Below are 22,491 nucleotides of genomic sequence, written 5' to 3'. Positions count from 1 at the left end.
GACTCGTGACACGATGAGCGGCGTGACAGCAGGAGACACCGTGAATTCGGACATCCCCCAGCAGACCCCGCGCACCGACCCGCCGCGGCAGCGCACCTCGTCCCTGCCCGTCGTCGCGATGGTCGGCGGAGGACAGCTCGCACGGATGACCCACCAGGCCGCGATCGAGCTGGGTCAGACCCTGCGCGTGCTCGCGGGCGGGGAGAACGATCCGGCGGCTCGGGTGAGCGCCGACGTGGTGCTCGGCGAGCACACCGATCTCGCGGCACTGCGTGCGGTCGCCGCCGGTGCCGACGCACTGACGTTCGATCACGAACACGTCCCCACCGAGCATCTCGACGTCCTCGTCGCCGAGGGCGTCAACGTCCAGCCGCCTCCCGAGGCGCTGATCTTCGCGCAGGACAAGCTGCGGATGCGCGTTCGCCTGCGGGAACTGGGACTACCGGTACCGGATTTCACGGAGGTGGCGTCCGTCGAGGACGTCGTCGCCTTCGGTGACGCCCACGACTGGCGCATCGTGATCAAGGCCGTGCGCGGCGGCTACGACGGTCGCGGCGTCTGGATGCCCGACGACGCCGACGAGGCGCGCACCGTGGTGTCCGACCAGCTCGCCGCCGGAGTGCCGCTGATGGCGGAACAGCGTGTCGACATGGCGCGCGAACTCTCGGCGATGGTCGCGCGGTCCCCGTTCGGGCAGGGAGCGACCTGGCCCGTCGTCGAGACCGTGCAGCGGTCCGGACAGTGCGCCGTCGTCATCGCACCCGCTCCCGGCCTGTCCGAGGACCTGGCTGCGGACGCCGAGCACATCGCGCTCCGCATCGCGTCCGAGCTGGGTGTGGTGGGAGTCATGGCCGTGGAGCTGTTCGAGAAGGTCGACGGCACCCTGTCGATCAACGAACTCGCCATGCGCCCGCACAACTCGGGCCACTGGACGCAGGACGGTGCCCGGACCTCGCAGTTCGAGCAGCACCTGCGCGCGGTACTCGACTATCCCCTCGGTGACTGCGCGCCACTCGCGCCGGTGTCCGTCATGGCCAACGTCCTCGGCGCCGAGGAGCAGCCGTCCTCGACCATGGACGAGCGGGTGCACCACCTGTTCGCGCGGATGCCCGACGCCAAGGTGCACCTCTACGACAAGGGTGAGCGCAAGGACCGCAAGATCGGCCACGTCAACATCGTGGGCCCGCGGAACGGCTCCGCGTCCGATGCCGAGCACGTCGCCGAGGTCCGGGAGCGTGCCGAGCGTGCCGCGCACTGGCTCTCGCACGGCGTCTGGACCGACGGATGGGATCCGCATCATGGATGAGAACAGCAACAGCACGGCCGTCCGGGTCGGCATCATCATGGGCAGCGACTCGGACTGGCCGGTGATGGAGGCCGCCGCTCTGGCGGTCGCCGAGTTCGGCGTCCGCTTCGAGGTGGGCGTGGTCTCCGCGCACCGGACGCCGCAGCGCATGCTCGACTACGCGCGGGACGCGGCGGACCGCGGAATCGAGGTGATCATCGCCGGCGCCGGCGGTGCCGCTCACCTGCCGGGCATGGTGGCCTCCGCGACGCCGCTCCCCGTCATCGGTGTCCCGGTTCCCCTCAAGTACCTCGACGGGATGGACTCGCTCCTGTCGATCGTCCAGATGCCGGCGGGGGTGCCCGTCGCGACGGTCTCCATCGGCGGCGCACGCAACGCCGGCCTGCTCGCCGTGCGCATTCTCGGTGCCGCCGATCCGCAGCTGCGTGGACGGATGGCCGAGTTCCAGCGCGGACTCGAGCAGATGGTGCTGGACAAGGACGAGGCGCTGCGTCGCAGTCTGCTGGAATGACCGCGTCCGCGGACTCGGTCCGTCCTCTGCACCGCACGCCCGCTGCCCTGGCCGCGGTCGTCGTCGGCGGTGCCGCGGGGACGGGTGCCCGCTACTCGTTGGAGTCCTGGGTGCCGCACTCCGGAACGGGATGGCCGTGGGCCACGTTCCTGATCAACCTGAGCGGTGCGTTCGTCCTCGGTCTGCTGCTGGAAGCGTTGGCGCGCTCGGGACCGGACGTCGGGCGGCGTCGGTGGGTGCGCCTGGTGGCGGGCACCGGCTTCTGTGGCGCGTTCACGACCTACAGCACGTTCGCCCTCGAGACGGTCGAGCTCGTCCGGGACGGCGCACCGACGACTGCACTGACCTACGCCGCCGTCGGAGTCGTGGCGGGACTGATCTGTGCCTGGGCGGGCATCGTGACCGGTGGCACCCTCCATCGGAGGCCACGCACATGACGGTCGCCGCGGTGCTGCTCGCGGGTGCGCTCGGGGCGGTGGTCCGCTTCGTCGTCGACGGCGAGGTGACGGCTCGTTTCGGTCGGCCGTTCCCCCTGGGGACTCTGATCGTCAACGTCAGTGGGTCGTTCCTTCTCGGCATCCTGGCCGGGCTCGTGCTGTTCGCCGGCCGGCCCGCCGAGTGGCAGGCCGTCGCCGGCACCGGGTTCTGCGGCGGGTACACCACGTTCAGCACCGCGAGCGTGCAGACGGTCCGACTCGTGCAGGAGGGTCGGCACCGGGCGGCCGCGGCGAACGCGGGGACCACCGTGATCGCCTCCGTCCTGGCCTGCGCCGGTGGACTGGCTCTCATGTGGGCGGCGTCGGGTGGGAGCTCGGTGTGATGTCCTCCGGTCCGCGGGGGTCGAGCCCGCTGCGACGGGTGTCGCGCGGCAGCATCCAGTCGCTCGTCGTCACGGCCACGGCGCTCACCTGGGCTCGTCTGTGGCGCTCGCGGATCTCGTACGACGCGTCGTCGAACCTGATCGTGTGCGAGGCGATGCGAGGCGGATACGCCCGCGGCGGAACGTGTTTCGGCGGAGCGTTCCTCACCGGACACGCGCTCGTCGATCCCCGTCGACGGCGGGCGATGCTGCGCCACGAGTCCGTGCACGCCGACCAGTGGGCCCGCCACGGGTTCTCGTTCGCGATCCGGTACCTGGTGGAGGAGATGCGCCGTCCGGGCGCCGCCAACCGCTTCGAGGTGGAGGCCGGACTCGGCGACGGGGGCTATCTCACTCGAGGACCGTCGTGACCTTCTCCGTGGCGACGCGGCGATCGAGTGCCGCCGGGTCCAGCGCGGTCACCTGAACCAGTGACGCGCCAGCCGCGAGCACCGCGACGAGACCGTCGAGCAGTCCGTCGGCGTCGTCCCACGACCCGGTCGCGAGAACCCGGTCCGTCGCCGACAGTCCGCGCGCTGCGGCGCGGCCCTGTGCATCGGTCAGGACGTCCTGGACGGAGCGACCCTCCAGGGCCGGCCCGACGCCGACGGGAACGAACTGATCGCCGTGCACGCGAACCGACGTCGCGTAGTCGGTGACTCCGAGGGGGAGGTCGTCGACGGGCCGACCGAACGGGTCGAGCGACAGTGCGGCCACCTCACCGGCGTCGGCGGTCTCCACACCCGAGGCGGTCACCAGGGCGACCGCCGCGTCCGGGTCGGGCCGGAGAGTCACCTCGGCGCCGGCCCACCACGCGCCGAGCAGCACCGAGGCGGTCTGCCAGTGCGCGGGGAGCACGACGCTGACGACGTCGCCGGGCGACACACCGAGCTCGTCGCGGAGGAAGTTGGCCGTCTTCGCGGCCCAGTTGGCGAGAGTCAGCGCGGACAACTCGATGCGCTCACCGGTCGAGTCGTCGTAGTAGGTGATGCGCGGTCCCGCCGCGTCCGCCGCGAGGATGGGTCCGAGAAGCGCGTCCGTGAGCGTCGTGCCACCTGAGGTCATCGACGACATTCTTCCGAACGGGCCCGATCAGTTGACGCACTGGGGGCCCGTGGACCCGGCGTCGATCGGGTCCGCGGCCGCGGGAGCCGGGGTGGCGGTGTCGCCTGCGGGCGAGACACCGGCCGGGAGTGAGCCCGCCGCCGCGGGAGCGGAGTAGTCGGAGGCCAGCACGACGCGCACGGTCCCGGACGGCAGCGAGTCGTCGGTCTCGGTCCGGTCGGTGCCCACCCGCGCGGCGACGGCCGCCGCGGCGTCACCGTCCGACGACGCGGCGTACACGGTGGTCCGGTCGACGCTCGCACCCTCGTTGTTGCCGACCTCGCCCGGAACGAAGCCCTCGCCCGACAGAGTGTCGGAGACCGAGGACGCCAGACCGTCGACACCGCTGTCGTTCGCGACGTCCACGGTGACACTCGAGGCGTCGATGTCGGGAACGGTGGGCGTCGGCGTCACGCTCTCGGACGGCGCCGCGTCGCCGATCAGGCCTCGCACCCACGTCTGGACCTCGACGGGGTCGACCGCGACGATCGACTCGCCGTAGTCGGTGACGCCGTTGATGTCCGCGACGGGAATGGTGTCGAAGGTGACCGCGCCGCCGGCGACGTCCTGCAACTTCGTGGCGAAGTCGAGGACGTCCCAGTCGTCGTCGATGGTGACGGAGCGCTGCACGGCCGACCCGAGCTGCCCCAACGTGCCGGGGTTGCTGAGCGTGCGGGCGCTGAGCACCTTGCGGACCAGCGACGCCATGAACACCTGCTGACGGACGATGCGGTCGAGATCGCCACGGGGGAGATCGTGGCGCTGGCGCACGAAGCTGAGTGCGTCGGCACCCGAGAGCGTCTGCTGCCCGGCCGCGAAGCGCGCGCCCGAGAGGGGCTCGTCGACCGGCGCGTTCAGACACACGTCGACGCCGCCGACGGCATCGGTGAGCAGGACGAATCCGAGCAGCCCGACCTCGGCGTAGTGATCGACCGTCACGCCGGTGAGGCCCGCGACGGAGTCGATGAGCGCCTTGCGGCCCGCGAGCGTCGACTCGCTGTCGGCCTCGGCGTCGGGCACCCCGCTCTCGACGAGTTCGAGGCGCTTCTCCTCCTTGGTGGCTCCGTACGCGGCATTGATCTTGCTGTCGCCGATGCCGGGCACGTTCACGTAGGCGTCGCGCGGGATGGAGATCGCCGACGCGGACGATCCGTCGTTGGGAACGCGGATCAGAATGATGGTGTCGGTGTTGTTGGCCACCTCGTCGCCGGCGCGGAGCGAGTCGAGCTCGTTCTGCGAGAGGGCGTTGCCGTGCGCGTCGGTCCTGCTGTCGGTGCCCACGAGCAGGATGTCGACCGCACCGTCGGCCCCGTCGCCGAGATCGAGGTTCGACACCGTCGCGAGGTTGCTGCGCAGTGAGTCGATGCTCTGCCATGCCACACCCGTCACCAGCAACGCGCCGGCGGAGAACAGTGCGACGGCTATCCGGCCGGCGTTGGAGTGCCCCGGTGTCCGCGAGGGGCGGTGGCTGGTCGGAGGTCGACGCCCCCGGTCGGAGCGGGTGGAGGCGCGCCGCGCACCCGGTTCCGACTCGCGAGAATCGGGTCGCCGCTGCGCACCGCGCTGTGTCCGAGGTCTGTACGGATCGCGCGGTGTCCCGGGGCCCGTCACAGAATCCGTCACGATCCCAGGCTAACGGCAGGGTCGCCGTGCTCCGCGCAACCCGCCACGGCGTGCCACACTCTGTCGCTGTGACCACCGACGCAGAGCAGAGTTCGGACAGGACGATCGTGGTGACCGGAGCCGGAGGTCAGCTCGGTCGCCGACTCGTCGACCGCGCGCGGGACGGGTACCGCGGGGCCCGCGTGCTCGGCTTCGGATCGGCCGACCTCGACATCACGGATCCGGAGTCGATCGCCGCCGCCGTGGTGCCGGGCACCGTGGTGATCAACTGCGCAGCGCACACGGCGGTCGACGCGGCGGAGACCGAGGAGGACCGCGCCGCACTGCTGAACGAGGTGGGACCGCGCCTGCTCGCCGAGCGGTGCGCCGAGGTCGGTGCAGGTCTCGTGCACGTCTCGACCGACTACGTGTTCGCCGGAGACGCGCGGACCCCGTACCAACCCGACGATCCCACCGCGCCGGCGACCGCCTACGGGCGCACCAAGCTGGCAGGGGAACGGGCCGTCCTGGAGGCGTTGCCGTCCGCGACGATCGTGCGGACCGCGTGGGTCTACACCGGCACCGGCTCCGACTTCGTCGCCACGATGCTCCGGCTCGAGGCCGAGCGGGAGACCCTCGACGTCGTGAACGACCAGGTGGGTTCGCCGACATACTCCGGTGATCTCGCGGACGCGCTCCTCGAGGCGGCGACGTCGCCGCGAGCGCTGCCGCAAATTCTGCACGCCACCAACGCCGGCACGGCGTCCTGGTTCGATCTCGCTCGGGCGACCTTCGAGACCGTGGGCGCCGATCCCGACCGTGTTCACCCGTGCGGTAGTGATCGCTACGTGCGGCCGGCGCCGCGTCCCGCCTACTCGGTGCTCTCGCCCGCGGCCTGGAAGGGTGCCGGGCTGACCCCGCTGCGGCCCTGGCGCGACGCCCTGACGGCCGCGCTGGCGGCTCGGGCGGTCGCGGACCCGCCCGGAGCCGCCCAGTAGGGTGACCGGCGTGAGTGCCCCCCTGGCCGTCGTGACGGTGACCTATTCGCCCGGCGAGCACCTCGACGCATTCCTCGAGTCCCTGCGGGATGCGACGACGCGGCCGGTGTCGGTGATTCTCGCGGACAACGGGTCCACCGACGGCGCGCCCGAGGCGGCCGAGGCCGCATACGACCACGTCCGACTGCTGCGCACCGGAGCGAACATCGGCTACGGCGGCGCCGCCAATCGCGCTGTCGCCGAGGTGGATCCGGCCACCGAGTTCGTCATGGTCGTCAATCCCGACGTCCAGTTCGGCCCCGGGTCGATCGACGAGCTGCTGGCGGCCGCCGAACGGCATCCGCGGGCCGGGTCGCTCGGGCCCCTCATCCTCGAGCCGGACGGTTCGCGCTACCCGTCAGCCCGCCGCGTTCCCGATCTCACGTCCGGGTCGCTGCACGCACTGCTCGGTTCGGTGTGGCCGTCGAATCCGTGGACGCAGCGCTACCGGCAGGACAACGACGAGGTCAGCGAGCGGTCGGTCGGGTGGCTGTCCGGCTCGTGTCTGTTGCTGCGCCGTGCCGCGTTCGACTCGGTGGACGGGTTCGATTCCCGGTATTTCATGTACATGGAGGACGTCGATCTCGGAGATCGCCTCGGACGAGCGGGCTGGACCAACATCTACGTGCCCACGGCCGTCGTGACGCACGCCAAAGGTCATGCCGCGGGGCGTCATCCGGAGTCGATGCTGCCGGCGCACCACCGCAGCGCCTATCGCTTCCAAGCTGATAGACACCCGCGGAGATGGCAAGCTCCTCTCCGGTGGACGTTGCGCGCCGGACTGGCGTTGCGGTCCAGGGTGGTCGTGACTGCCGCACTGCGGCAACGCGACGACACGGTGGGGTCAGGTTCGAGCACGTGAGAAGTTTCTGAGAAAGGCGATACGCGATGACTGCTCCGGCGACCGATGCCGTAGTTCTGGTCGGAGGAAAGGGCACGCGACTGCGTCCGCTCACGCTCTCCGCCCCCAAGCCGATGCTGCCCACGGCAGGTCTGCCGTTCCTCACCCATCTCCTGGCGCGCATCAAGGACGCCGGGATCGACCACGTCGTACTCGGCACGTCCTTCAAGTCGGAGGTGTTCGAGCAGCACTTCGGTGACGGCAGCGCACTCGGCCTCGAGCTCGAGTACGTGTTCGAGGAGGAGCCGATGGGCACCGGCGGCGGTATCCGCAACGTCCTGCCCCGGCTCCGCGCCGACAACGTCATGGTCTTCAACGGTGACGTGCTGGGCGGTACCGATCTGCGCGGCGTGCTCGACACCCACCGCACCACCGAGGCGGACGTCACCCTGCACCTCGTCCGCGTCGGTGACCCGCGTGCGTTCGGCTGCGTGCCCACCGACGAGTCCGGCCGCGTCACCGCGTTTCTCGAGAAGACCCAGGATCCGCCGACGGACCAGATCAACGCCGGCTGCTACGTGTTCAAGCGGGAGATCATCGAGAAGATCCCGTCCGATCGTCCGGTGTCCGTCGAGCGTGAGGTGTTCCCCGCACTGCTGGCCGAGGACAAGCGAGTCTTCGGACACGTCGACGCCGCCTACTGGCGCGACATGGGTACGCCGGAGGACTTCGTGAAGGGCTCCGCCGACCTCGTGCGCGGAATCGCACCGTCGCCTGCGCTGACGGGGACGCGGGGCGAGTCGCTGGTCCATCCCGGCGCGGGCGTCGCGCCCGGCGCGCTGCTGATCGGCGGCACGGTCGTCGGACGCGGCGCCGAGGTGGGAGCGGGCGCCCGTCTCGACGGTGCCGTCCTCTTCGACGGTGCCGTGGTCGAGGCCGGCGCGGTGGTCGAACGATCGATCCTCGGATTCGGTGCGCGCATCGGACCGCGGGCACTCGTGCGCGACGCCGTCATCGGCGACGGAGCCAACATCGGCGCGCGGTGCGAGCTGCTCCGCGGCGCCCGGGTGTGGCCCGGAGTGACGCTGCCCGACGGTGGAGTGCGCTTCTCGACCGACGTCTGAGGATCCAGGGCGTCCGAGAACCCAGGGCGTCCGAGAATCCAGGGCGCCCGAGGCTCAGCGAGCCGCCGCGCGGGAGATCATGTCCTGCAACGCGTCTCGTTCGGCGCCCGCCTCCCCGTCGGGGAGGTCGTCGACGGGCCACCACCGCAGGTCGTTCGACTCCGCGCTGCGGACGATGTGTGCACCGTCCGCGGCGCGTACGACGAAGCGCAGGTCGAGATGGCGCGTCGGCTCGCCGAGCGAACACGTGATCGGGTGTGTGTGAACGGAGAGCAGCTCCGGCTCGAGAACCAGGTCGTCGATGCCGCTCTCCTCACGCGCCTCGCGGAGAGCCGCGTCCCGGACGGTCTCGTCGTCGACCTCGCAGTGTCCGCCCAGTTGGAGCCATCGTCCGACCCGCGGGTGCAGCGTCAGGAGCACGTGGCACCCACTCCGATCCAGCACCAGCGCCGACGCGGTGACGTGACCGGCGACGTTCTCGCGGAGACAGCCACGCGGCGCACTGTCGAGGAACGCCAGCATCGTGTGGCGCATCGAGTCGTCGTGCGGGTCGGTGGTCGACCAGGTGTGGAGCAGTTCTCTCGCGGACTCGTGGAGGCTCTCGGCGCTCACGGACGGTTCCTCACAGTTCTCGGAACGCGGAGCCGGGCGGCGTCGGCGCGCGGGGCGACGGGGGAGTGAGCGGGTGTCCGACGGCGACGGCCCCGACGGGATGCCAGTCGGCGGGCAGATCGAGCGTCTCGCGCACGGTGTCGGCGGCGAAGATGGTCGACCCGACCCAGCAACTGCCGAGGCCGCGCGCCGCGAGCGACACCAGGAACGCCTGCACCGACGCGCCCGCCGCCACCGTGAACATGACGGTCTCCGCGGACTGCCGTTCCGCGTCCGGATAGTCGTGCGCCTCGTCGAGCACCGCGAACGCCAGAATCAGTTCCGGCGCGGTGCGCAGCAGATCACCGCGTGCCAGACGGGCCTCGATCGAGTCCGCGGTCCGTCCGTCTCGCTCGAGATCGGCGCGCCACCGCGTTGCCATCGCATCGAGCAGTGCGGTGCGCACCGCCGGCGTCCGGACGGCGACGTAGCGCATCGGGTGGGAGTGATGGGGAGCCGGCGCGGTGACGGCGTCCGCCACGGCGGCCTCGACGACAGCGGGATCGACCGGGGCCGAGTCGAACTCGCGTACCGAGCGACGGGCGGGTACCGCGCCGAGTGCACCTCGTCGCAGCGCCTCCTGCGTTCCCAACCAGAAGAGGTCGTCCTCGCCCGGCCGCACCAGATCGCGGGCGGAGGAGCCGTCGTCGGCGTAGTGCAGACCCCGGACCACGGCGACGGGAACCGAGCCGAGCTTGCCCTTCACCAGATCCCCAGCGGACGCCAGCTCGTCCGCGAGCGCGACCTCGGTGACCATCAGCTCGTTGCCCTGCGCGTCGCGACCACCGGCGTACGCGTGCAGGACGGGCAACCCGGCCGATCCGATCGCGTTGTCCGTCTGGCCGTTCCGCCACGCGCGGCCCATCGTGTCGGTGACGACGACGGCGACGGCCACGCCCAGCGAACGGCGTACACCGTCGCGCAGTGCCCGGGCGGACGCGTCGGGATCCTCGGGGAGCAGGGCCAACTCGTCCGTCGACACGTTGGATCCGTCGATGCCGGACGCGGCCTGCACGATGCCGAGGCGGTTCTCGGTGATGAGCGTGCGACCGCGCTGGGCGAGGACGCGCACGGCCTCCTGCTCGACGAGGATGCGGCGCAGTGAGTCCCGCGCCTCCGGGTCGGTCGGCGCGGTCACCAGGCGGCCCTCGACCTTGGAGACGATCTTGCTCGTGACCACCAGGACGTCGCCGTCGGCGAGCCACGGTGCTGCCGTGGCGACTGCTGCCACCAGGTCGTCGCCCGGCCGGAACTCGGGGAGTCCCGCGACGGGAATCACCTCGATCGAACCGCCCGGTGCATGATCGCCGGGACCGTCGGATCGGGTCACAGGACGCCCGCTGCCTCGAGCGCGGCGCGCGCCATCCGTGCGGTCACCGCGGGCTCGGTCATGAGCAGAGGTACCGCCCGCACGTCCACGCCGGGAACGTCGGCGGTGTCGGTCTCGTGAATCAGCCAGGCGTCGAGGATGCCGGCCGCCGAGCGGGCGCCGTAGTGGCGGCCGATGGCCTCGGCCGTCGTCTCCACACCGATGACGGACAGGCACTCGTCGGCCATGCCGCGCAACGGCTTGCCGTCGATGACGGGGGAGAGCCCGACGACCTTCGCGGGTGTGGTGCGCAGTGCGGAGCGGATACCGGGCACCGCCAGGACGGCGCCGATGCTGACCACCGGGTTGGACGGTGCGAGCAGTACCGCGTCCGCGGTCTCGATCGCCTCGACGACGCCGTCCGCCGGGGTCGCCTTGTCCGCTCCGACGTACGCGAAACTGTGAGTCGTCACAGCAGCGCGGTAGCGCACCCACCACTCCTGGAAGTGAACGGCCTTGTCGGTGCCGTCGTCGGGATCGGTGATCACCACGTGGGTCTCGCTGCGGTCGTCCGTGACGGGCAGCAGGCGGACACCCGGAGACCACCTGTCGCACAGGGCCTCCACGACTGCGGACAGCGGGTACCCGGTGCGGAGCATGCGCGTCCGGATCAGATGCGTCGCGATGTCGCGGTCCCCGAGCCCGAACCAGTCCGGGTGGGCCCCGTACGCCGCGAGTTCTTCCTTGACGCTCCACGTCTCGTCGCGTCGACCCCAGCCGCGCTCGGTGTCGATGCCGTCGCCGAGCGTGTACATGCAGGTGTCGAGGTCGGGTGTGATGCGCAGGCCGTGCATCCAGACGTCGTCACCGACGTTCACCACGGCCGTGACGTCGCCGTCCGGCCCCAGCAGTTCTCGAACCCCCTGGAGGAACCGCGCGCCACCGACGCCGCCCACCACCACAGTCACCTTCATGACCCTCGACCCTAGGCGGTCGCCGTCGGCGCGATCGGGCCGGTGGGCGCGAACCACGGCGTGTCCGACGCGAAACACCGGGGAAGTCTCGCCTTCCGGGAAAACCGGAGATCGGATGGTATTGCAAATCGAGCGGTCCGCTTGACCGCGACACACCGCGGCGTGTCTAATCACAGTCATGTCATTAACGGTTCGAACAGCGGAATCGCTTGTAGCGAACCACCGTTCGAACACGTGTTCCCATGAGTCGACACGAGTTCGCGCGCTGCGTTCCGCAGCGCCACGTCCCATGGTGACACGAGGCTTCGCTCTTCGATCCGGCTTCGCGGTCGATCATCGACACAAGTGACCGACAACAACTGCGCTCGAACAGGTGAGGAGGCGGACGTGATGCCGGAACAACACCACGACCTCGGTCGACAGGAGTCCCCCGTCGGGGAACTCGACGACGTACTGCACGTGGATGCCGTGACGGAGGACGCCCCGGCGGACCCCGTGGACGGGATCGACCCGGAGGACGTCTCGGTCGACGACGTCGACCCGCCGCTCACGAGCCTTGGAATGCCTGCGCCCGCACTGCATCTGAGTCTGGTGCCGGGCGACATGGATCCGCTCGAGGATCAGTGGCAGGAGCGCGCTCTGTGCGCTCAGACCGATCCCGAGGCGTTCTTCCCGGAGAAGGGCGGCTCGACGCGCGAGGCCAAGCGCATCTGCCTCGGGTGCGAGGTGAAGGACGACTGCCTCGAGTACGCCTTGGCGCACGACGAGCGGTTCGGCATCTGGGGTGGGCTGTCCGAGCGCGAACGTCGCCGCCTCAAGCGCGGCATCATCTGACGCGTCGCGTCACCGCAGCCGCCGAACGACGCGCTGCAGGCGCCGGGGTGTCAGTCGTCCTCGGTGTCGGGGTCGACCACCTCGGGCGTGACCCCCAGGTAGGTTGCCACCTGCTCCACCAACACGTCGTGCACCAGGTCCGTCAGCTCCAGCGAGTCGTGTGCTCTCCGCTCGAGGGGCCGACGGAACAGCACGATCCGAGCCCGCGTCGTCGCTCCGCGCGTGTCCACTCCCGCCGGAACGAGTCTCGACAACGGCACCGGGCCCTCGGCCACGACCTCGGGTGGCCAGTTCACCGATTCAGGGTCCACCGCGCGGATCTTCGGCACGTCGTCGACGGCAATGTCCAGTTTCGTCAGCCGGTCGTGCCACTTGCGGTCGATCTCGGCGAACGCGTCCAGCACCGCCGCATCGAACTTCTCGGCGCGAGACCTGCGTGCGGGCACCGTGTCGGGGAACAGGGTGCCGCGCATTCCGCGACCCCGCCGCGCCGCGGACCGGGAGCTGGACGCCCGATGTTCCCGTCCGGGACGGCCGCCGGCGCGGCCGCGGGGTTGAGAGGATCCGGTGAACGACACGCGCCCATGCTACGACCGTGTCCTGCGAGGCACGCCGGAGGACACGCGCTAGGGTTCGACCTGTGAGAGCTGTGCGGGGATGCTGCCGACCGGGATGCAAGAGACCGGCCGTCGCGACGTTGACGTACGTGTACTCCGACTCGACCGCCGTCGTCGGACCTCTCGCCACCGTGGACGAGCCCCATTCCTGGGATCTGTGCGAGGTGCACGGTTCGTCGATCACCGCCCCCAAGGGGTGGGAGATGGTGCGCTACGAGGGTGGGTTCTCCACGTCCAGCCCCGACGAGGACGATCTGACCGCACTCGCCGAGGCCGTCCGCGAGGCCGGTGCGCGTGAGCGTCCCGCTCCGTCCCTCGGTCGACGTGGTTCGTCGTCCGACACGCGCACCTCCGCCGACGTACCGGCCGCCGCGCCGACACGCACGGGTCGGCGCGGACATCTGCGCGTTCTGCCCGACCCCACCAGCTGAACGACTGTTCCTGCGCGCGGCGTCGGGCTGCAGGACTGCTCGCGCGTCGCCCCCGGGCACTAGGCTCCCAGTATGGTCTCGCCGACTCGTCGTCGTGCGTGATCCGTCCGGTTCGTCCCAGATGCAGGAGTGTGCAGTGGCCCGACCAGCTGACCTGGTTCACAGCGTCATCAAGGCGTACGACGTGCGCGGTGTCGTCGGAGAGCAGATCGACGAGGACTTCGTCGCCGACGTGGGGGCCGCCTTCGCGAGACTCGTACGCGGCGAGGGCGTCTCGCAGCGCGTCGTGGTCGGGCACGACATGCGCGACTCGTCTCCCGCACTGTCGGCCGCCTTCGCGCGAGGGGTGACCTCACAGGGTCTCGACGTCGTTCTCATCGGCCTCGCGTCGACCGACCAGCTCTACTTCGCCTCCGGTCGGCTCGACTGCCCCGGTGCGATGTTCACCGCCAGCCACAACCCGGCGAAGTACAACGGGATCAAGCTGTGCCGGGCCGGCGCGAAGCCCGTCGGCCAGGACTCGGGACTCGCCACCATCTCGGCCGAGATCATCGACGGCGTCCCGACGTTCGACGGTGCGCCGGGCACGATCAGCGAGCAGGACGTGCTCGAGGACTACGCCACGTTCGTGCGCGACCTCGTGGACATCAGCGACATCCGTCCGCTGTCGGTCGCGGTGGACGCCGGCAACGGCATGGGCGGGCACACGGTGCCCGCGGTCCTGGACCCGACGTCGGTGACCGTGCACCCCCTGTACTTCGAACTCGACGGCACGTTCCCCAACCACGAGGCGAACCCGCTGGAGCCGGCGAACCTCGTCGATCTGCAGAAGTTCGTCACCGAGACGGGCGCGGACATCGGCCTCGCGTTCGACGGCGACGCGGACCGCTGCTTCGTGGTGGACGAACGCGGCGAGCCCGTCTCACCGTCCGCGATCACCGCGCTGGTGGCCGAGCGGGAGCTGGGCAAGCACCCCACCTCGACCATCATCCACAACCTCATCACCTCACGGTCGGTGCCCGAGTTGGTGGAGCAGCTCGGCGGTACCGCCGTGCGCACCCGGGTCGGCCACTCGTTCATCAAGGCACTGATGGCCGAGACCGGCGCGGTGTTCGGCGGCGAGCACTCGGCGCATTACTACTTCCGCGACTTCTGGGGCGCCGATTCGGGCATGCTCGCAGCGCTGCACGTGCTCGCCGCGCTCGGGACACAGGACGAGCCGTTGTCCGCCCTGATGCGCAAGTACGAGGTGTACGCGGCATCGGGCGAGATCAACTCGACGGTGGCCGACGCTCGTGAGCGCACCGCCGCGGTGGTCGCGGCGTTCGCCGATCGCACCGTCTCCACCGACGAACTGGACGGTGTGACGGTCGATCTCGGTGACAGCGCGTGGTTCAACCTCCGCGCCTCCAACACCGAGCCCCTGCTCCGACTCAATGTCGAGGCACGCACCCCCGAGGACGTGGACCGCCTGACGACGGAGATCCTGAGCATCGTCCGCGCGTGACGGTTGCGGACTGACATAGTGGGGGATACGGAACGAGAGAGGCGGGTGAGGTGCCCATGACTGCTCCTTCGGCGTACGTCGATCTCGACGACGCGAGCGCGATACTGGCTGCGGACTCGTTGGGCGCACTGCACTCCGCCGCGCTGGCCGGCGCACAGATCCGCGCCACCGCGTCCGCCGTCCGCGAGGGCCTGCTGGCGCCGCTGGACGGTCTGCGTCCCCGCAGTGTCGTGCTCGTCGCCGCGTCCGGTCCCGCCCGGAGGGCGTCGGCGCTGGTCGCCGCGGTCCTCGCTCCGACCGCCGGCGTGCCGGTCGTCTCGCTCCCCGCCACCCCGCCGTGGGTCGGACCCCTGGACGTCGTGGTGGTGGCCGGCGACGACGCCGGCGATCCGGCCATCGCAGAGTCCGTCGCCGCCGGGGTACGTCGGCGTGCCGAGGTCGTGGTGGCCGTACCGGACGAGGGTCCTGTCGCGGACGCCGGCGCCGGCCGGGTGGTGTCCTTCCCGCCGCGAGTCCGTGTCCTCGATCGCAACTCCTACGCCCGGCACGTCGCGGTGATGGCCGCGGTTCTCGCTGCGGTGGACCCGGCGTCGTCGGTCGGTGACCTCGACGCGGTGGCCGATGCGGTGGACGCGGAGGCCATGCGGCACCACGCGTCCGTCGAGGTGTTCCAGAATCCCGCGAAAGGTCTGGCGTCCCGGATGGCGGGTCGTCGGGTCCTCATGACCGGTGACGGCGTGGTGGCGACCGAGGTGGCCCGGCACGGAGCCGCGTCCCTGCTGCGTGCCGCGGGCGTCGTGGCGGCGGCCACCGAACTCTCCGATGCCGTCGGTGTGATCCACGACCTCGGCGCGATCGGTGGGGACTCCGCCGAGAGCGGCAGTGTCGACTACGACCCGCTGTTCCACGACGACCAACTCGACGGTCCACCCCCGGCCGATCCCGTTCGGGTGTTCACCGTGTCGACCGACCCCGACGACAGTCTGGTCCGCCGTCGGGTGGCCGTCCTGGGTGAGGTCGACGTGGTGCGCGCCGACGACGACGGTGGTCCCCGCACGGATCTGGAGGCGCCCGCGCCCGCCGCGGTGCCCGGTCCCACGACGCCGGTCGGGGCGTCGCTGCGCAGGGCGCTCGTCCTGGCGGTGCGGATCGAGGCCGCGGCGGCCTATCTCCAACTCTCGAATTCTCAGGCCTCGGGAGGCAGGGAGTGACCCCAGCCGTGTCCGGGTTCGCAGCGATGACGACGGCAGGTGGTGGTCGGTGAATCTCCTCGACGGAACAGCACGGTCCTACGCGTGGGGTTCGCGCACGGCTCTCGCCGAACTGCGCGGCGTCCCCGCACCCACCCGGCATCCCGAGGCGGAGATGTGGTTCGGTGCTCATCCGGGCGACCCGGCGCATCTCGTCACGCCGCGCGGTCGGGTCTCGCTGCTCGAGGCCATCGACTCCGATCCGACCGGACTGCTCGGAACCGGTGTGGTGGAGCGGCACGGTCCGCGCCTGCCGTTCCTCGTGAAGTTCCTGGCGGCCGAGGAGCCGCTGTCGCTGCAGGCTCACCCGTCCTCGGACCAGGCGCGCGAGGGTTTCCGACGGGAGAACGCCGCGGGCGTGCCCCTCGACGCCTCCGTCCGGAACTACAAGGACGCCAGCCACAAGCCCGAGCTCGTGGTCGCCCTGACGGAGTTCGACGCGCTCGCCGGGTTCCGCAGTCCCGCCGAGACGGTGGAGCTGTTCGGTCGGCTCGATGCGGACGAGCTGCGTCCCTACACCGAGATGCTTGCCGCGCAACCTGATTCGAGCGGCCTGCGCACCCTCTTCACCTCGTGGATCACTCTGCCGCAGCGGGCGTTGGACTCCGTGCTGCCGGCCGTGCTGGACGCGTGCGTCCGCGCTCTCGAACGTGCCGAGCAGACCGGGGACCGCACCTTCGTGCCGGAACTGCGCACCGCACTGGAATTGGGGGAGTACTACCCCGGCGATGCGGGCGTGCTCGCGGCGTTGCTGCTCAACCGGGTCACGCTGCAGCCGGGCGAAGCTCTGTACCTGGACGCCGGAAACCTCCACGCGTACCTGCGCGGAACCGCGGTGGAGATCATGGCCAACTCGGACAACGTGTTGCGTGGGGGACTCACGCCCAAGCACGTCGACGTCCCGGAACTGTTGCGGGTGCTCGACTTCGAGCCGCTCGACTCACCGGTCCTCGTCGCCGACACCAGCCGTCCGCACGTGGTGCGCTATCCCACGCCGGCACCGGAGTTCGCACTCGTCGGTGTCGAATTGTCCGCGGCGTCCGGCGACGGTGAGCCGTGGACGCTCGCGCACGACGGTGACGCCGCGCCGCGCATCGTCCTGTGTGTCGACGGTCGGGTACAGGTCTCCTCGGGTGAGTCCACCCTGGTCGTGGAGCGGGGAAGTGCCGTCTGGATCGCCGCGTCCGATCCGGACCCGCAGCTGTGTGCTCTCACCGACTCGGCTCGCGTGTTCGTGGCGGGCGTCGGCGGGATCTGACGGCCCCGACACGCTGGCGGATACGTCCCGCCGAGTTCACTGTTCGTGTGACGATGACCTCGGGCGGTCGACGGCCGCCCGGAGGACGTGAGGAGTTTCGACGGTGACCATCGACGGCAAGGACGCACCCGGTTCGCGCAACACCGGTCTGCGCAGAACGAAGTCCATCGAGCAGTCGATGCGCGACACGGACGAGCCGGACACGAAACTTCGCAAGAGCCTGTCATCGTGGGATCTCACCGTCTTCGGTGTCGCGGTCGCCGTGGGTGCGGGCATCTTCACCCTGACGGCGCGCACCGCCGGGAACGTCGCGGGCCCGTCCGTCTCGCTCGCCTTCGTGTTCGCCGCGATCGCGTGCGGACTCGCCGCGCTCTGCTACGCCGAGTTCGCCTCGACGGTGCCGGTCGCGGGCAGCGCGTACACGTTCTCGTACGCCACTTTCGGCGAGTTCGTCGCGTGGATCATCGGCTGGGACCTGATCCTGGAGTTCGCGCTCGCGTCGGCCGTCGTGGCGAAGGGCTGGTCCCTGTACCTCGGTGAGGTGCTCGGGACGTCGTCGCCCGTGGTGTCCGTCGGCGGACTCGACGTCGACTGGGGTGCCCTGGTCATCGTCGCGGTGCTCACCGTCCTGCTCGCGACGGGTGTGAAGATCTCCTCGCGCGTCTCCCTCGTCATCACCGCGATCAAGGTGGGCGTCGTGCTGCTCATCGTCGTGGTCGGAGCGTTCTACATCAAGGCGGCGAACTACTCGCCCTACATCCCGCCCGCCGTCCCCGCCGAGAAGGAGTCGGGCCTCACCCAGTCGCTGTTCTCCTTCGTCACCGGCGCCGAGGGCAGCAACTTCGGCTGGTACGGACTCCTGGCCGCCGCGAGTCTCGTGTTCTTCGCGTTCATCGGCTTCGACGTGGTGGCCACCACGGCCGAGGAGGCGTCCGATCCGCAGAAGGCCCTGCCGCGCGGAATCCTGGGCTCGCTCCTGATCGTCACGATCCTGTACGTCGCGGTCACCCTGGTGCTGACCGGAATGGTGAAGTACACCGAACTCGGTGGCGAGGGCGCGACCCTGGCCACGGCGTTCGAATTGAACGGCATCACCTGGGCGTCGAAGGTGATCTCCTTCGGTGCGCTGGCCGGACTCACGACCGTGGTCATGGTGCTCATGCTGGGACAGTCGCGCGTGCTCTTCGCGATGTCGCGCGACGGTCTGATGCCGCGTCGTCTCGCGAAGACGGGGAGCCGTGGCACCCCGGTGCGCATCACCGTGCTCGTCGGCATCGTGGTCGGCCTTCTCGCGGCGTTCTTCCCCATCGGGACGCTCGAGGAGATGGTCAACATCGGCACCCTGTTCGCCTTCGTCCTGGTCTCCATCGGTGTCGTCGTCCTGCGTCGAACCCGTCCCGACCTGAAGCGCGGCTTCCGCGTCCCCCTGGTTCCGCTGGTGCCGATCCTCGCCGTGCTGGCCTGCGTGTGGCTGATGCTGAACCTGTCGGTGGAGACGTGGCTGCGGTTCGTCGTCTGGATGGCGCTCGGAGTCGTGGTGTACTTCGGCTACAGCCGCCGCCATTCGGTGCTCGGAGCCCGGCAGCATGCGGACGACACTCACTAATCACCATATTTCGCGCCGATAACGGACCGATCTCACCATTCGGATCGGCGGACCGTCGCGCTACTTGCTCTACACTCGGATTCGAGACCGGAAGTTTGTTTCTGCGGTGGACACGAGTCCGCCACGGAGTCCACTCGATGTCGAGGAGTTGACGTATGGCGCGGCGGTGGCACGACCCGAAGAAGCTGCTCTGGCTACTGGGAATGCTGGCGCCCGCCTCGGCACTGCTGCCGTCTCAACTGGTTCTGCACACGGGGGTGTCGGCCTTCTGGTGGAGCGGCGCGATGCTGTTCTTCCTGGTCATCCCCGTGGTCGACGCGTTGGCGGGGGAGGACGGCAACAATCCGTCCGACGCGCAGGTGCAGGACCTGCAGCACGACCGTTTCTACCGGTGGTGCACGTTCCTGTTCCTTCCGGTGCAGTACGCGGGGCTCGGTGTCGCGTGCTATCTCGTCACCTTCGGCACCCTGTCCGCCGTCGACAAGATCGGGTACGCGGTCAGTGTCGGTCTCGTCGCCGGCATCGGGATCAACGCGGCGCACGAGCTCGGTCATCGGGTGGAGAGCACCGAGCGCTGGCTGGCCAAGATCGCTCTGGCGCAGAGCCTGTACGGCCATTTTCACGTCGAACACAACCGCGGACACCACGCACGTGTCGCGACGCCCGCCGACCCGGCCAGCGCGCGCATGGGCGAATCCCTCTACCGGTTCCTGTCCCGCAGTGTCAGCGGCGGCCTCGTGTCCTCCTGGGATCTGGAGAAGCAGCGTCTCGAGCGCAAGGGCAGCGGCGTGTGGACGATCCGCAACAACGTGCTCAACGCGTGGGCGATGTCGGCTGCACTCTTCGGTGTCCTGGTCGCCGTCTTCGGCGTCGGCATCCTGCCGTTCCTCGTGCTCCAGGCGGTGGTCGGCGTGATGACCCTCGAGTCCGTCAACTACATCGAGCACTACGGGCTGCTCCGGGGACGGACACCCACGGGCCGGTACGAGCGGTGCGCGCCGCGGCACAGCTGGAACAGCGATCGGATCGTCACCAACATCTTCCTGTACCACCTGCAGCGGCACAGCGACCATCATGCGAATCCGGGCCGCCGGTTCCAGACGTTGCGCACCTTCGACGAGGCGCCGCAACTGCCGGCCGGCTACGCGACGATGGTCGTCCTCGCGGCCGTCCCGCCCCTGTGGCGTCGCGTGATGGACCCCAGGGTCGTCGCGCACTACGACGGCGACGTCACCCGCGCGAACCTGCAGCCGAGCGCCCGCGCTCGACTGGAACGGCGCTGGGCGACCGTTCCCGAACGCGCCGCCGCCGCCTGACCCGTCGGCGCGAGACGACGGAACCGGACACGTCGTGGCCCCGACCCACCCGCGGGCAGCCGTGAGCCGATAGCCTGGAAGCCGATCATCAGCCGACAGGAGTGGCATCACACAATGACGACATCGACATCCCCCGACATTTCGAGCACCGAGGCGCTGCAGGCGGACATCCGCGGTGGCATCGAGTTCAAGGTCGCGGATCTCTCGCTGGCTGAGTACGGCCGCAAGGAGATCGGCCTCGCGGAGCACGAGATGCCCGGCCTCATGTCCCTGCGTCGCGAGTACGCCGACGTGCAGCCGCTGAAGGGTGCACGGATCTCCGGGTCGCTGCACATGACGGTCCAGACCGCCGTCCTGATCGAGACGCTGGTCTCGCTCGGAGCCGAGGTGCGGTGGGCATCGTGCAACATCTTCTCCACCCAGGACCACGCCGCCGCCGCGATCGTCGTCGGACCCCACGGCACGCCCGAGGATCCGCAGGGAATCCCGGTGTTCGCCTGGAAGGGCGAATCGCTGGCCGAGTACTGGTGGGCCGCCGAGAAGATGCTGACCTGGCCGGTCGCCGAGGACGGCACTCCCCGCCACGCCAACATGATCCTCGACGACGGCGGAGACGCCACGATGCTGGTGCTGCGCGGTGCGCAGTTCGAGAAGGCCGGCGTCGTGCCGCCCGTCGACGAGGACCGCGACTCCGACGAGTACAAGGTCTTCCTCGGACTGCTCCGCGAGTCGCTCGCGCAGGACGCCACCAAGTGGACGAGCATCGCCGAGTCGGTCAAGGGTGTCACCGAGGAGACCACCACCGGCGTGCTGCGCCTGTACCAGTTCGCCGCGGCCGGCGAGCTGACCTTCCCGGCGATCAACGTCAACGACTCGGTCACCAAGAGCAAGTTCGACAACACCTACGGCACCCGCCACTCGCTGATCGACGGCATCAACCGCGGCACCGACGTGCTGATCGGTGGCAAGAAGGTCCTGATCTGCGGCTACGGCGACGTGGGCAAGGGCAGCGCCGAGTCGCTGGCCGGCCAGGGCGCGCGCGTCCAGGTCACCGAGGTCGACCCGATCAACGCGCTCCAGGCGCTCATGGACGGGTTCGACGTCGTCACGGTGGACGAGGCGATCGGCAAGGCCGACATCGTCATCACCGCGACGGGCAACAAGGACATCATCACGCTCGACCACATGCGGTCGATGAAGGACAAGGCCATCCTCGGCAACATCGGCCACTTCGACAACGAGATCGACATGGCCGGTCTCGAGCGGTCCGGTTCGACACGCATCAACATCAAGCCGCAGGTCGATCAGTGGATCTTCTCCAGCGGCAAGTCGATCGTCGTCCTCTCGGAGGGTCGTCTGCTGAACCTCGGCAACGCCACCGGTCACCCGTCGTTCGTCATGAGCAACAGCTTCTCCAACCAGGTCATCGCGCAGATCGAGCTGTGGACCAAGCCGGACGAGTACGACAACGAGGTCTACCGCCTGCCGAAGCACCTCGACGAGAAGGTCGCCAAGATCCACGTCGAGGCTCTCGGTGGCACGCTGACCAAGCTCAGCAAGGAGCAGGCCGAGTACATCGGTGTCGACGTCGAGGGCCCGTACAAGCCCGAGCACTACCGGTACTGACACTCGGTCCCCTAGGACTCGACAGGCAGGAGTGGAGTCGATGGGCACTCTCATCGCGATCGAGGGCGTCGACGGAGCAGGCAAGTTCACGCTCTCGTCCCGCCTCACGCACGCGTGGGAGGCCGCCGGGGTGGACGCCGTCCGCGTCGGCTTCCCCCGCTACGGGGAGTCGATCCACGCCGACCTGGCCGCCGAGGCGCTGGCCGGTGAGCACGGCGATCTCGCCGCCGGGGTGAACTCGATGGCAGTGCTGTTCGCCCTCGATCGTGCCGGTGCGGTGTCCGACCTCCGTCGGATGCTGCACCGGCACGACGTCGTTCTGCTCGATCGTTACGTCGCGTCCAACGCGGCGTACTCCGCCGCGCGGGTCCACCAGGACGCGGACGGTGCGATGGTCGAGTGGGTGCGCGCGCTCGAGTTCGATCGTCTCGTCCTGCCGCGTCCCTCCGCCCAGATCCTCCTCGACGTTCCGGTCGAGGTCGCGGAGCATCGCGCGCGTGGTCGGGAGCAGGAGGATCCGTCGCGGGCCCGCGACGCGTACGAGCGCGACGGTGGTCTCCAGGCCCGTACCGCGGCGGTCTACGCGGGACTCGCGGCCTCGTCGTGGATGTCGCCGTGGTTCGTCGTGAACGGCGCGCAGGCGGACGGTGAGCAGGTCGACGTGACGAGACTCGCCGCCGAACTTCTCAATCAGACTGCGGAGTACGACGGGATGACACGATAGTCGT

At 69.9% G+C, this 22,491-nt stretch carries 23 protein-coding genes; 17 read left to right on the top strand and 6 right to left on the bottom strand.

From position 1 onward, the window contains the following. Positions 1-13 precede the first annotated feature (13 nt). The 5 genes from HQ312_RS11765 to HQ312_RS11745 are packed head-to-tail and all read left to right on the top strand — an operon-like array spanning position 14 to position 3,047. The gene (locus HQ312_RS11765; RefSeq protein WP_222638686.1) at positions 14-1,306 is read left to right on the top strand and encodes a 5-(carboxyamino)imidazole ribonucleotide synthase; all 1,293 of its coding nucleotides are present in this window, start codon (positions 14-16) and stop codon (positions 1,304-1,306) included. Continuing rightward, complete coding sequence (gene purE / locus HQ312_RS11760) at positions 1,299-1,817, top strand: 5-(carboxyamino)imidazole ribonucleotide mutase (RefSeq protein WP_027506889.1); 519 nt, start codon at positions 1,299-1,301, stop codon at positions 1,815-1,817. Before HQ312_RS11765 ends, purE begins: the two co-directional genes overlap by 8 nt. Further along, entirely contained in the window at positions 1,814-2,254 is a 441-nt protein-coding gene (gene crcB, locus HQ312_RS11755; protein WP_056447753.1) for a fluoride efflux transporter CrcB, read from the top strand. Before purE ends, crcB (HQ312_RS11755) begins: the two co-directional genes overlap by 4 nt. After that, entirely contained in the window at positions 2,251-2,637 is a 387-nt protein-coding gene (gene crcB, locus HQ312_RS11750; protein ID WP_222638685.1) for a fluoride efflux transporter CrcB, read from the top strand. The genes crcB (HQ312_RS11755) and crcB (HQ312_RS11750) overlap by 4 nt, the downstream gene beginning before the upstream one ends. Beyond that, a complete protein-coding gene (locus tag HQ312_RS11745) occupies positions 2,637-3,047 on the top strand; it encodes a hypothetical protein (protein ID WP_222638782.1) in 411 nt (136 codons plus the stop codon). Before crcB (HQ312_RS11750) ends, HQ312_RS11745 begins: the two co-directional genes overlap by 1 nt. On the opposite strand, the gene HQ312_RS11740 is transcribed toward HQ312_RS11745, so the two are convergent. Both HQ312_RS11740 and HQ312_RS11735 read right to left on the bottom strand, forming a co-directional pair. Beyond that, positions 3,028-3,741: a TIGR03089 family protein gene (locus HQ312_RS11740; protein ID WP_222638684.1), complete on the bottom strand. Its 714-nt coding sequence runs from the start codon at positions 3,739-3,741 to the stop codon at positions 3,028-3,030. The genes HQ312_RS11745 and HQ312_RS11740 overlap by 20 nt on opposite strands. Before the next feature lie 27 nt (positions 3,742-3,768). Further along, positions 3,769-5,205 (bottom strand): LCP family protein, encoded by a 1,437-nt coding sequence (locus tag HQ312_RS11735; protein ID WP_027506885.1) that lies wholly within the window; start codon positions 5,203-5,205, stop codon positions 3,769-3,771. Positions 5,206-5,471: 266 nt separating this feature from the next. Here HQ312_RS11735 and rfbD point away from each other — a divergent pair, with 266 nt between their 5' ends. The 3 genes from rfbD to HQ312_RS11720 are packed head-to-tail and all read left to right on the top strand — an operon-like array spanning position 5,472 to position 8,384. After that, positions 5,472-6,380: a dTDP-4-dehydrorhamnose reductase gene (gene rfbD, locus HQ312_RS11730; RefSeq protein ID WP_308123878.1), complete on the top strand. Its 909-nt coding sequence runs from the start codon at positions 5,472-5,474 to the stop codon at positions 6,378-6,380. A 10-nt stretch (positions 6,381-6,390) separates the two neighbouring features. Then, positions 6,391-7,281: a glycosyltransferase family 2 protein gene (locus tag HQ312_RS11725; RefSeq protein WP_222638682.1), complete on the top strand. Its 891-nt coding sequence runs from the start codon at positions 6,391-6,393 to the stop codon at positions 7,279-7,281. Between the two features lie 26 nt (positions 7,282-7,307). After that, positions 7,308-8,384: a sugar phosphate nucleotidyltransferase gene (locus tag HQ312_RS11720; protein ID WP_027506882.1), complete on the top strand. Its 1,077-nt coding sequence runs from the start codon at positions 7,308-7,310 to the stop codon at positions 8,382-8,384. A 54-nt stretch (positions 8,385-8,438) separates the two neighbouring features. Here HQ312_RS11720 and HQ312_RS11715 read toward each other — a convergent pair whose 3' ends face one another. From HQ312_RS11715 to cofD, 3 genes are read right to left on the bottom strand one after another with little or no spacing between them, the layout of a single operon-like run. Next, positions 8,439-8,996, bottom strand: coding sequence for an NUDIX hydrolase (locus tag HQ312_RS11715; protein WP_222638681.1), 558 nt, complete (start codon positions 8,994-8,996; stop codon positions 8,439-8,441). Positions 8,997-9,006: 10 nt separating this feature from the next. Next, positions 9,007-10,365 (bottom strand): coenzyme F420-0:L-glutamate ligase, encoded by a 1,359-nt coding sequence (locus HQ312_RS11710; RefSeq protein ID WP_308123877.1) that lies wholly within the window; start codon positions 10,363-10,365, stop codon positions 9,007-9,009. After that, the gene (gene cofD / locus HQ312_RS21920) at positions 10,362-11,318 is read right to left on the bottom strand and encodes a 2-phospho-L-lactate transferase (protein WP_027506879.1); all 957 of its coding nucleotides are present in this window, start codon (positions 11,316-11,318) and stop codon (positions 10,362-10,364) included. The genes HQ312_RS11710 and cofD overlap by 4 nt, the downstream gene beginning before the upstream one ends. Positions 11,319-11,921: 603 nt before the next feature. Between cofD and HQ312_RS11705 the strand changes: the two genes are divergently transcribed. Continuing rightward, on the top strand, positions 11,922-12,152 hold the full coding sequence (locus HQ312_RS11705) for a WhiB family transcriptional regulator (protein ID WP_197027846.1): 231 nt from the start codon (positions 11,922-11,924) through the stop codon (positions 12,150-12,152). Between the two features lie 50 nt (positions 12,153-12,202). On the opposite strand, the gene HQ312_RS11700 is transcribed toward HQ312_RS11705, so the two are convergent. Next, the gene (locus HQ312_RS11700; protein WP_051613606.1) at positions 12,203-12,625 is read right to left on the bottom strand and encodes a metallopeptidase family protein; all 423 of its coding nucleotides are present in this window, start codon (positions 12,623-12,625) and stop codon (positions 12,203-12,205) included. A 167-nt stretch (positions 12,626-12,792) separates the two neighbouring features. Here HQ312_RS11700 and HQ312_RS11695 point away from each other — a divergent pair, with 167 nt between their 5' ends. The 8 genes from HQ312_RS11695 (at position 12,793) to HQ312_RS11660 (ending at position 22,487) form a co-directional block, all read left to right on the top strand. Continuing rightward, positions 12,793-13,200, top strand: a complete 408-nt coding sequence (locus HQ312_RS11695; RefSeq protein ID WP_222638680.1) for a DUF3499 domain-containing protein — start codon at positions 12,793-12,795, stop codon at positions 13,198-13,200. Positions 13,201-13,336: 136 nt separating this feature from the next. Continuing rightward, the gene (locus HQ312_RS11690) at positions 13,337-14,707 is read left to right on the top strand and encodes a phosphomannomutase/phosphoglucomutase (RefSeq protein WP_222638679.1); all 1,371 of its coding nucleotides are present in this window, start codon (positions 13,337-13,339) and stop codon (positions 14,705-14,707) included. Between the two features lie 56 nt (positions 14,708-14,763). After that, positions 14,764-15,918, top strand: coding sequence for a hypothetical protein (locus HQ312_RS11685; protein WP_027506874.1), 1,155 nt, complete (start codon positions 14,764-14,766; stop codon positions 15,916-15,918). Positions 15,919-15,967: 49 nt separating this feature from the next. Continuing rightward, entirely contained in the window at positions 15,968-17,215 is a 1,248-nt protein-coding gene (gene manA, locus HQ312_RS11680) for a mannose-6-phosphate isomerase, class I (protein ID WP_027506873.1), read from the top strand. A gap of 178 nt (positions 17,216-17,393) precedes the next feature. Continuing rightward, positions 17,394-18,821, top strand: a complete 1,428-nt coding sequence (locus tag HQ312_RS11675) for an amino acid permease (protein WP_197027845.1) — start codon at positions 17,394-17,396, stop codon at positions 18,819-18,821. A gap of 155 nt (positions 18,822-18,976) precedes the next feature. Continuing rightward, positions 18,977-20,137, top strand: coding sequence for an alkane 1-monooxygenase (locus HQ312_RS11670; RefSeq protein WP_222638678.1), 1,161 nt, complete (start codon positions 18,977-18,979; stop codon positions 20,135-20,137). A gap of 114 nt (positions 20,138-20,251) precedes the next feature. Further along, positions 20,252-21,763, top strand: coding sequence for an adenosylhomocysteinase (gene ahcY / locus HQ312_RS11665; RefSeq protein ID WP_037186733.1), 1,512 nt, complete (start codon positions 20,252-20,254; stop codon positions 21,761-21,763). A gap of 40 nt (positions 21,764-21,803) precedes the next feature. Continuing rightward, positions 21,804-22,487, top strand: coding sequence for a dTMP kinase (locus tag HQ312_RS11660; protein WP_222638677.1), 684 nt, complete (start codon positions 21,804-21,806; stop codon positions 22,485-22,487). The last annotated feature ends 4 nt before the right edge of the window (positions 22,488-22,491 follow it).

This window comes from Rhodococcus sp. BP-316 (genome assembly GCF_019836105.1).
Taxonomy (GTDB): Bacteria; Actinomycetota; Actinomycetes; order Mycobacteriales; family Mycobacteriaceae; genus Rhodococcoides.
This window is presented reverse-complemented; position numbering and strand designations above follow the sequence as displayed.